Raw genomic sequence first — 10,361 nt, forward strand, 5'->3', positions numbered from 1 at the left:
CCTCCTTAACTCAGTGCCTTCAGTGCACGCTGTCCGATGTCCTTCCGCATGTGCATCTTTTCGAAGCTGACCTTCGCTGCACTTGCATACGCCTTATCGATGGCCTCCTTCAGGGTCGGTGCGGTCTCAACGACGCCGAGCACACGACCGCCGTGGGTATAGAGCTTTCCATCGCGGAGGTCTGCACCTGCGACGTAGACATGATCCACCTGATCGACACCCGTGATCTCGAAGCCGGACTCGTACGCCACCGGATATCCGCCGGATGCCTCGATGATACAGCAGGCGGATTCATCCTTCCACTTCACTTCGACATCCGCGAGTCTGCCCTCGGTGACGGCCTGCATGATGGTCAGCAGGTCAGAATCCAGCAGCGGCAGTACGACCTGCGCCTCCGGATCGCCGAAACGGCAGTTGTACTCGATAACCTTCGGGCCATCCTTCGTCAGCATGAGACCGAAGTAGAGGCAGCCCTTGAAGGTGCGGCCCTCACTCTTCATCGCTTCGATGGTCGGCTTGAAGATGGTCTCCATGCAGACAGCGGCGATCTCCTTCGTGTAGTACGGGTTCGGTGCGATGGTGCCCATACCGCCGGTATTGAGGCCCTCATCGTTGTCATTGGCACGCTTGTGATCCATGGAGCTGATCATCGGCACGACGACGTTACCGTCGGTAAAGCTGAGGACGGAGACCTCCGGACCCTCGAGGTACTCCTCGATGACGATCTGGTCGCCGGAGTGGCCGAACTTGTGCTCTGCCATGATGGTCTTGATGCCTTCGATCGCCTCTTCACGGGTCATCGCGATGATGACACCCTTTCCGAGTGCGAGTCCGTCCGCCTTGATGACGGTCGGGATCGGGCAGGTCTCGACATATGCTTCTGCAGCATGAATATCGGTGAATACCTCATAGCCCGCGGTCGGGATGTGGTACTTCTTCATCAGGTTCTTCGAGAATACCTTCGAGCCCTCGATGATCGCTGCCTTGCCCTCCGGTCCGAAGGCCGGGATGCCGGCTGCCTCGAGTGCATCGACCATGCCCGCAACGAGCGGATCATCCGGTGCGACGACCACATAATCCAGCTTCTGTTCGACGGCGAACTTTACGACGCCCTCGACATCGGTTGCCTTGATCTCTGGTACGCACTCGGCGTCTCTTGCGATACCGCCGTTGCCAGGGATCGCATAGAGCTTCTCGACCGAAGGATTCTTCTTGATTGCTTTGATGATGGCATGCTCACGTCCGCCACCACCTACGACGCCAATTCTCATCGTTTATGCCTCCTGTTCACGCTTCTGTTCACGGATTTCCTTACTCATCAGCTCGGCTGCGGCCGGCAGAAGCTTCCACTCCGCCTGCTCCATCACGCGCTTCTGAAGGATCTCGGGCGTATCGCCTTCCTCGATCGCGACGGCCTTCTGGAGAAGGATACGTCCGCCATCCGGAATTTCGTTTACGAGATGTACGGTTGCACCGGTCACCTTCACACCGTAGGCGAGTGCGGCCTCATGCGGGCGAAGCCCGTACATGCCCTTGCCGCAGAAGCTCGGGATCAGGGACGGATGGATGTTGATGATGCGATCCGCATACGCATGGATGAAATCCGGGCCCAGGATCGTCAGATAGCCGGCCAGGATGACGAGGTCGATGCTGTGGGACTGTAAGGTTTCGATCAGCTTCGGCTCATCCTTATGCACGACGGTATGCTCGATGCCGGCCTTCTCTGCACGTTCCAGTGCATAGATCCCCTCACGGGAGCCGACGACGAGGACGATCTCGCCATCCGGGATCTCACCACGATGCTGTGCATCGATCAGCGCCTGGAGGTTGGTACCACCGCCGCTGACCAGCACGGCAATTCTAGTTTTATTCTTCATTTGTATATATCCCTCTCAATCTACAAGGAGACAATGCCATTATATGCGCCTTCGGGCGCACCCCATGTGATTAATGGTGGAAGAGACGCATGCCGGTGAAGCACAGCACCATACCGTACTTATCCGCGGTCTCGATGACATTGTCATCACGGATGGATCCGCCCGGCTCTGCGATGTAGCTGACACCGGACTTCCGTGCACGCTCGACATTGTCACCGAACGGGAAGAACGCGTCGGAGCCGAGGGCCGTTCCGGTGAGTGTAGCGAGGTACGCCTTCTGCTCTGCTCTCGTAAATGGAGCCGGCTGCTCGGTGAAGTACTGCTGCCATGCGCCATCCTTCAGGACATCCTCGCACTCCTCGGAGAGGTATACGTCGATGACATTGTCCCGATCGGCACGACGGAGGCCCTCCTTGAACGGAAGGTTCAGGACGCGGTCGGTCTGACGAAGGTGCCAGTGATCCGCCTTATCACCTGCGAGACGTGTGCAGTGCACTCTGGACTGCTGTCCGGCACCGACACCGATGGCCTGACCATCCTCTGCATACGCTACGGAGTTGGACTGCGTGTACTTGATGGTGATGAGGGCGATGGTCATGTTGAGACGCGCCTCCTCGGTGAGCTCCTTGTTCGCACTCACGATGTTTGCGAAGGCCTCCTCGGTCACCTTGTACTCGTTGCGGCCCTGCTCGAAGGTCACACCGAATACCTGCTTGTGCTCGACCGGATCCGGGCGGTAGCTCGGGTCGATCTTGATGATATTGTAGTTTCCCTTCTTCTTCGTCTTCAGGATCTCGAGCGCTTCCTCCGTGTAGCCTGGGGCAATGACGCCATCCGACACTTCGCGGTGGATGATGCGTGCGGTCGTCGCATCACAGGTATCCGACAGGGCGATGAAGTCACCGTAAGAAGACATACGATCGACACCACGTGCTCTCGCATACGCACAGGCCAGCGGAGACTCGTCGAGTCCTTCGATATCGTCTACGAAGCAGGCCTTCTTCAGCTTGTCGGAAAGCTTCCGTCCGATCGCGGCACCGGAAGGAGAAACGTGCTTGAAGGATGCGGCGGCGACCATGCCGGTGGCTTCCTTGAGATCGGAAACCAGCTGCCAGCTGTTCAGTGCGTCGAGGAAGTTGATATAGCCAGGACGGCCATTCAGAATCTCGATCGGAAGATCAGAGCCGTCGTGCATGTAGATCTTCGCCGGCTTCTGATTCGGGTTCATACCATACTTTAATTCAAACTCTTTCATCGCTGCCCTCTCCTCTTATGCGTTCACCTTTGTGAACTTGTTAATCATTCTGTTTGTTACGCTACCGTCTACGACATTGATATAGCGTACGTACATGGAAATCTTATTATCCTCGTTCAGGCTGTTCCAGATCGCCTCTGCGAACTCCTCCGCGCTGTTCGGGATCGCGACACGCTCCGGCTCTCCCTCGAAGGTCGGAATCGGATTACCGTTCTGTTTGTAGGTATGGATGAAGTGGCCAAGACCATTCTGCAGCTTGTAGCTGTAGGTATAGCGTGCACAGTCGGTGCCCTCTGCATCCTGGGACTTGAGAATCGACATCTTATAGCGGTCGGAATCATCGAGCATCACGAGGCCGCTGATACGCGGTGTCCAGTTCGGACCATCCGGCTCGAATTCACGTGTTTCGAGGGCTTCCTCGAAGGTGTTGCCCTCCTTCAGGAAATCATAGATGGTATCCGTCTGATCGCCGTTGGTCACGATCAGATTATCACCGATCTTACGGATCGGGCTGTAGATGATGAGGCTCGGGTCCTCGACCTTGCTGGCGTCTGCCGGGTAGATGGTGACGGTGTCACCCTCCTCGATAAATAAGCGGTTTCTGGAGTTTGCGCTACGCCCCATGATGAAGTAAGCGATGGCGATGGACTGTCCATCCGCGGACTTGCCGATCACGATGCCACGGCCAGGGTACTCGTTGTTTTTCAGCAGCTCTGGAAGCTGTGCTACATCATATGTTGCCATGTTTTTACTCTCCTTACTCTAAAACGACCTTATCGTCGGACGCGATGATCTCACCGAGGTGGTATGCCTCGACACCATTTGCACGAAGTACCTCGAGTGCTGCCGCCTCATCCTCCTTCGCTACGACAACGCTCATGCCGACACCCATGTTGTAGGTATTGAACATATCGTGTGTGGATACATCGCCGGTCTTCTGAATCAGCTTGAAGATCGGAAGCACGCGTACGTCATCCATACGGATCTTTGCACCGAGGCCATCCGGGATGGATCTCGGGATATTCTCATAGAAACCACCGCCGGTGATGTGGCTGATGGCCTTCACAGTCACCTTCTCAAGCAGCTGGAGCACCGGCTTTACATAGATGACGGTCGGTGTCAGCAGGGTCTCACCGAGGGACTGACCACCGAGCTCCTCGAGCGGCTTACGAAGCTCCTCCTTCGTGATATGGTCGATGTCGAAGACCTTACGTACCAGTGAGAAACCGTTGGAGTGCACACCGGAGCTTGGAAGTGCGATTACGACATCACCTGCCTTCATGGAGTTGTTGTCGATGACCTTCTCCTTATCCACGATGCCGACAGAGAAACCGGCCAGATCGAACTCATCCTCCGGATAGAAGCCCGGCATCTCTGCCGTCTCACCACCGATCAGCGCACTGTCACTCTGAACACAGCCCTCGGCTACGCCCTTTACGATGTCGGCGATCTTCTCCGGCACGTTCTTGCCGCAGGCGATGTAATCGAGGAAGAACAGTGGCTTCGCACCACAGCAGATGACATCGTTTACACACATCGCAACGCAGTCGATGCCGACGGTGTCATACTTCTCCATCAGGAAGGAGATCTTCAGCTTCGTGCCGACACCGTCGGTACCGGACACGAGAATCGGGTGCTTGTAGCCCTCCGGAAGCTCGAACAGACCGCCGAAGCCGCCGAGACCGGATGCGACACCTTCGGTCATGGTTCTCGCAACGTACTGCTTCATCAGCTCTACGGACTTGTAGCCGGCCGTGATATCAACACCTGCCTCCTTGTATGCCTCACTGTAGCTCTTTGTATTCATATCTAAACTCCTTTATCGTTTGATCGTCATGATACTTCGAATGACATTTTATCGTGAAATGTCATGATATTATTTCATTCGGATAGCTTATATGGATATTTCGTGTGGATACGTTTATTCCATGCGTCTCTTCCATGCCTCACGTGGCTTATGCATTGGCCTCGCTGTTCGGATTCCACTTCTTGTTCGGGTCATCCGTGTGTGCATCTCTCCAGGCCTTTGGAATCTTCTCTTCGAAACGATTCTTCTCGCTGACGCTTGGCAGCTCCGTTGAATACTGACCATTGAAGCACGCGGCACAGTAGCCTGCATTCGGATCATTCTTCGCGATACGGAGCACATTCTCCACACTGAGGTATCCGAGCGAATCAACCCCGATGATCTTCGCAATCTCATCGACGGTATGGTGGCAGGCGATCAGATTGTCCTGACTGTCGATATCGGTTCCATAGTAGCAAGGGTACAGAAATGGCGGTGCGGTTATACGCATGTGGATTTCCTTCGCGCCGGCCTCCCGCACGAGCTTGACGAGACGTGCGCTGGTGGTTCCACGTACGATAGAGTCATCGATCAGGACGACACGCTTGCCCTCGATTTCGGAGCGGATCGTGTTCAGCTTGATCTTGACGAGATTCTCACGCTCCGTCTGTCCTGGTGCGATGAAGGTTCGTCCGATGTACTTATTCTTGATGAGACCGATACCATACGGGATACCGGACTTCCGGCTGTAGCCGACCGCGGCATCGAGGCCGGAGTCAGGAACGCCGATCACGACGTCTGCATCGACCGGATGCTCCTCTGCGAGGAACTCACCGGCACGCATTCTGGCATCGTGTACAGATGCACCATCGATGATGGAATCCGGACGTGCGAAATAGATATACTCGAAAACGCAGGTAGACGGTTTCACCGTCTTGCAGTGATCCTTGATGGAGCGGAGACCATTCTGGTCCATGACCATGATCTCACCCGGCTCGAGGTCACGCACCAGCTTCGCACCGACTGCATCGAGTGCACAGGACTCACTGGCAAATACGACGGAACCGTCCTCGGTTTCACCATAGCAGAGCGGACGGAAGCCATGCGGATCACGTACGGCGATCAGCTTCGACGGCGACATGATGACCAGAGAGAAGGCACCGTGCAGCTTCTCTACAGAATTGGTCACCGCCTCTTCGATCGACTTCGTCTTCAGACGCTCACGCGTGATGACATACGAGATCGCCTCGGTATCCGTAGTGGACTGGAAGATACAGCCCTCCAGCTCGAGGTTACGGCGAAGCTCTGTGGAATTGACCAGATTTCCGTTATGACAGAGTGCCATACGGCCCTTCACATGATTTACGACGATCGGCTGTGCATTGATACGGTTTGTGATGCCGGAGGTGGAGTAACGCACGTGACCGCAGGACATCTGTCCGTCGCCCAGACGGTCGAGCTGTTCCTTCGTCATCGCCTCGCTGACGAGACCGAGCTCACGATAGAAACGGAAGACACCCTCGTCGTTTACGACGATACCGGCCGATTCCTGGCCACGGTGCTGTAACGCAAACAGCCCATAGTAGGTCAGTTTTGCAAGTGGCTTGGTTGTCTTCGAGTACATGCCAAATACGCCACACTCGTCATTAATTTTTCCCATAGATTCCCCTTTAGATGTATAGAAATATAATTGCGCCTGCGATGGTCATGAAATAAAGTACGTTTATGTGCATGCCTCCGATACTGCCGGCGCGTAATCGTTACTATGTGTGATTTCGCCCCTACCGATCGCTCAGCTGTTAAACTGCGCCTCGATGGCGGCATTCTTCTCCAGGATCGTCTGATGATTCTTATCACGCTCATCCTGAAGCTTCTGTGCGAGTGCGGCATCTTCGATCGCCAGCATCTCGATGGCGAGCAGTGCTGCGTTCTTTGCGGTATTGACGCCGACCGTGGCAACCGGAATTCCAGGTGGCATCATGATCGTGGAAAGAAGTGCATCCATGCCCTCAAGTACCTTCGATGAACATGGGATACCGATCACCGGAAGTGTGGTATTCGCTGCGATGGCACCTGCGAGGTGCGCAGCCATGCCGGCAGCGGCGATGATGACACCGAAGCCGTTTTCACGTGCGGATTTCGAGAACTGTGCAGCCTCCTCCGGTGTTCTGTGGGCACTGTATACATGAACTTCAAAAGGTACTCCGTACTCCTTCAGGACACTGATGCCTTTTTCAACTACTGGAAGATCTGAATCACTTCCCATGATGATCGCAACTTTTTTCATGCAAACTCCTTTCCTGATCCGTGGAAGCACCGCTTCCGATATCACTCTGAATACGTCCGCCCGGAGGGCATCACAGAGAACTCATGCCAGAAGCGTGAGCCTGTAATCAACAACAAAAAGAAGGAACAGCGCAGGCTGTTCCCCCTTCTATTATTTTACGGTATTCGAATAGATGTCGTTATTAATTTCGCAGCTTACACTAAGCCCGATAAATCCGGCCTGTCCTGAGAATCCGAGTGCACACATCGCTAAAAGGTGATTCGTATGTCTGTTTCCAGCCATGTGCTTCATCCCCAAATCCTTTCGCCCGAGAAACTTGTGAACAACGACAACAAAATTATATTAGATGCCGTCTGCTCCGTCAAGCTGTCACTTTGCCATTTTAAGAAGGATTTCGTTTGAACGGCTTATGAACTTTGTCATCTCGTCTGCACTCAGCGGGGACTGCTGCAGCTTCGCAAGATCGTAGAGCTGCTCGGAGATCATGTCGACGGTCTCCTTCGCTGCTTCATCCGTACGATGCTCGATCAGATACTGTACCAGCGGATGTTCGGTATTGAGAATCAGTGTCTCATCGACCGGCATATCGCTCATCGGCATACCACTCATCGCATACATCTTCATCATGTCATTCATACGACGGCTCTCCTCGGAGATGGAAAGCATCGCCGCGATGGAGGACTGTGTCAGCTTCTGAAGCTTTACCGTCAGCTTATCCTTCTTCGATGCGGCACGGATCTCGGTTTCCAGATCCTTCTGCTGCTCGTCGAGGGTCTTCTGCTCATCCGCACTTACCGCTGCCTTGAACTCCTCACTGAGATCAGCATCGATTCTGCGGAAGTGAACGCCCTGGTTCTTCGCTTCGAGCTCAGAGATAAACGGCTGGTCGATGCGCTCCGGCAGGATGACGGCATCCTTACCTGCATTCTTAAACATCGCGATGTACTGACTCTGCTGAACAGGGTCGGTGACATAGTAGATGACCTTGTTCTTTTCAGGCTTGTCACTGTTCTCCGCGGTCTTCGCTGTATCTCCCGTGGAAGCAGCCGTCTCGTCCGCTGCGCTGTTCTCAGCACCGGCCTTTTCTGTGGCTTCGTCGACGTCACTCTTCTCGACTTCGAGGCACTCCGGCAGGGCGAGGAACTTACCGTTGATGCCCTTGAAGAGGATGTAATCGGTCATCTTCTTACAGAACTTATCGTCGCGGAGGCAGCCGTACTTGATGAATGGTGCGATATCGTCCCAGTACTTCTCATAGTTCTCACGATCGGTCTTGCAGAGGCCGGACAGCTTATCGGCGACCTTCTTTGTGATGTAATCCTGAATCTTCTTTACGAAGCCGTCGTTCTGGAGCTGGGATCTCGATACGTTCAGCGGCAGATCCGGACAGTCGATGACGCCCTTCAGGAGCATCAGATACTCCGGGATGACTTCCTTGATGTTGTCTGCGACGAAGACCTGGTTGTTATAGAGCTTGATGGTACCCTCGGCAGACTCATACTCCATGTTGATCTTCGGGAAGTAGAGGATGCCCTTCAGGTTGTACGGGTAATCCATGTTCAGATGGATCCAGAACAGCGGCTCCTTATAGTCGCGGAATACCTTATGATAGAAGTCGATATACTCTTCCTTAGTGCACTCGGATGGCGTCTTCCCCCAGAGCGGATGTGTATCGTTCAGGAGCTGCGGACGCTTCTCGATCTTCAGCTTCGCCGGTGTCTTCGTCTCCTTGCCATCAGCATCCTTCTCGACCTTCTCAGGGATCTCCTCTACGACGACATCACCGTCCTTCTTCTGATCCGCCTGGATCGTCTCAGTGTCCTTCGGAAGCTTCGTGATATAGACCTCGACCGGCATGAAGGAGCAGTACTTCTCGATGATCTCACGCATCTCCCACTCGTTATCGTACTTGAGACAATCGTCGTTCAGATGGAGGGTGATGGTGGTACCGACGGTTTTCTTGTCGCCATCGGTCATCTCATATTCCGTACCGCCGTTGCAGGTCCAGTGAATCGCTGTCGCATCCTGCTTATAGGACAGAGTGTCGATGTCGACCTGATCTGCAACCATGAAGACACTGTAGAAGCCGAGGCCGAAGTGTCCGATGATCTGATCATCGTTGGCCTTATCCTTATACTTGTTGATGAAGTCCGTCGCACCGGAGAAGGCGATCTGATTGATATACTTCTCGACCTCCTCTGCGGTCATACCGATACCGTTATCCTGGAAGGTGATGGTCTTATGCTCGGAATCGACGATCACATCGACTCTGCCCTTATAGTCTGCAGGCTTCGTCCACTCGCCGATGAGGCTCAGCTTCTCCAGCTTCGTGATCGCATCACATGCGTTGGAGATCTCCTCACGTACGAAGATATCCTGATCGGAATACATCCACTTCTTGATAATCGGGAATATGTTTTCAGAATTGATCGAAAGTGTACCCTTCTGTGCCATAACATTTACCTCTTATACTATGTAGATTTCATCTCGTATCGTCCTTCTTCGTGCCGGACAGACGCATACTGTCCATTGAAGGCGGATACAGATGATTCATTTTATTCACAACGAAAAGAAGTATAGCACCGATGTTAGCACTCTACAAGCTGTACTGCTAATAATTCATAGATAATTCATAATTAGTGTATCAGATCAGCCAAGGGGACCCGGAGGGGCTGATCTGATACACTAATTAGAAGAATTAAAAAAGGCCCCATCACTGGGGCCTGAAGCGTGGAACTGCGGGGACTCGAACCCGGGACCGATCGGTTATGAGCCGACTGCTCTAACCAGCTGAGCTACAGTTCCATCTTATATAAATATCGAGGAATCGATATTCATCAGTTTAAAAAAGCCTTAGCTCTGAAAGCTAAGGCTGAAAGCCGGGATTCGGACTCGAACCGAAGACCTACTGATTACAAATCAGTTGCTCTACCAACTGAGCTATACCGGCACAACTCCCCCAGTCGGACTCGAACCAACGACACCGCGGTTAACAGCCGCGTGCTCTACCGACTGAGCTATGGAGGAATAGCTGCCCCGCGAAGGGAACAAATTATATATATCGTGCCTTGAAAACTATATACCGCTTATATATTATTCTGTAGATAAAACATCAAACCTACCAGCACATCTACTGTCGTAGATGCCGCATACTCG

8 protein-coding genes and 3 tRNA genes are annotated in these 10,361 nt (G+C 53.6%); all 11 read right to left on the bottom strand.

What is annotated here, in order from left to right; all coding sequences use genetic code 11:
- Window positions 1–5: 5 nt before the first annotated feature.
- Window positions 6–1,271 (bottom strand): phosphoribosylamine--glycine ligase, encoded by a 1,266-nt coding sequence (gene purD / locus ACK8P7_RS08405; protein ID WP_410043764.1) that lies wholly within the window; start codon window positions 1,269–1,271, stop codon window positions 6–8.
- A gap of 3 nt (window positions 1,272–1,274) precedes the next feature.
- Window positions 1,275–1,877, bottom strand: coding sequence for a phosphoribosylglycinamide formyltransferase (gene purN, locus ACK8P7_RS08410; RefSeq protein WP_410043765.1), 603 nt, complete (start codon window positions 1,875–1,877; stop codon window positions 1,275–1,277).
- 70 nt (window positions 1,878–1,947) lie between these two features.
- Entirely contained in the window at window positions 1,948–3,132 is a 1,185-nt protein-coding gene (locus tag ACK8P7_RS08415) for a phosphoribosylaminoimidazolecarboxamide formyltransferase (RefSeq protein WP_410043766.1), read from the bottom strand.
- 15 nt (window positions 3,133–3,147) lie between these two features.
- Entirely contained in the window at window positions 3,148–3,876 is a 729-nt protein-coding gene (locus tag ACK8P7_RS08420) for an IMP cyclohydrolase (RefSeq protein ID WP_410043767.1), read from the bottom strand.
- 13 nt (window positions 3,877–3,889) lie between these two features.
- On the bottom strand, window positions 3,890–4,939 hold the full coding sequence (gene purM, locus ACK8P7_RS08425; RefSeq protein WP_410043768.1) for a phosphoribosylformylglycinamidine cyclo-ligase: 1,050 nt from the start codon (window positions 4,937–4,939) through the stop codon (window positions 3,890–3,892).
- 148 nt (window positions 4,940–5,087) lie between these two features.
- A complete protein-coding gene (gene purF / locus ACK8P7_RS08430; RefSeq protein WP_410043769.1) occupies window positions 5,088–6,578 on the bottom strand; it encodes an amidophosphoribosyltransferase in 1,491 nt (496 codons plus the stop codon).
- 132 nt (window positions 6,579–6,710) lie between these two features.
- Window positions 6,711–7,205, bottom strand: a complete 495-nt coding sequence (purE, locus tag ACK8P7_RS08435) for a 5-(carboxyamino)imidazole ribonucleotide mutase (protein WP_410043770.1) — start codon at window positions 7,203–7,205, stop codon at window positions 6,711–6,713.
- 369 nt (window positions 7,206–7,574) lie between these two features.
- Entirely contained in the window at window positions 7,575–9,659 is a 2,085-nt protein-coding gene (gene htpG, locus ACK8P7_RS08440) for a molecular chaperone HtpG (protein ID WP_410043771.1), read from the bottom strand.
- A gap of 277 nt (window positions 9,660–9,936) precedes the next feature.
- Window positions 9,937–10,010: transfer RNA gene (locus tag ACK8P7_RS08445), tRNA-Ile, on the bottom strand.
- Window positions 10,011–10,082: 72 nt separating this feature from the next.
- Window positions 10,083–10,155: transfer RNA gene (locus ACK8P7_RS08450), tRNA-Thr, on the bottom strand.
- Window positions 10,156–10,159: 4 nt separating this feature from the next.
- Window positions 10,160–10,232 (bottom strand) — tRNA-Asn (locus ACK8P7_RS08455).
- Window positions 10,233–10,361 lie beyond the last annotated feature (129 nt).

It is taken from the genome of Oribacterium sp. P9 (assembly GCF_046365365.1).
GTDB lineage: Bacteria > Bacillota > Clostridia > Lachnospirales > Lachnospiraceae > Oribacterium.

Coding starts and splice junctions, on each gene's coding strand:
- purD (WP_410043764.1), bottom strand. CDS start 1,271: ATGAGAATTGGCGTCGTAGGTGGTGGCGGACGTGAGCATGCCATCATC.
- purN (WP_410043765.1), bottom strand. CDS start 1,877: ATGAAGAATAAAACTAGAATTGCCGTGCTGGTCAGCGGCGGTGGTACC.
- ACK8P7_RS08415 (WP_410043766.1), bottom strand. CDS start 3,132: ATGAAAGAGTTTGAATTAAAGTATGGTATGAACCCGAATCAGAAGCCG.
- ACK8P7_RS08420 (WP_410043767.1), bottom strand. CDS start 3,876: ATGGCAACATATGATGTAGCACAGCTTCCAGAGCTGCTGAAAAACAAC.
- purM (WP_410043768.1), bottom strand. CDS start 4,939: ATGAATACAAAGAGCTACAGTGAGGCATACAAGGAGGCAGGTGTTGAT.
- purF (WP_410043769.1), bottom strand. CDS start 6,578: ATGGGAAAAATTAATGACGAGTGTGGCGTATTTGGCATGTACTCGAAG.
- purE (WP_410043770.1), bottom strand. CDS start 7,205: ATGAAAAAAGTTGCGATCATCATGGGAAGTGATTCAGATCTTCCAGTA.
- htpG (WP_410043771.1), bottom strand. CDS start 9,659: ATGGCACAGAAGGGTACACTTTCGATCAATTCTGAAAACATATTCCCG.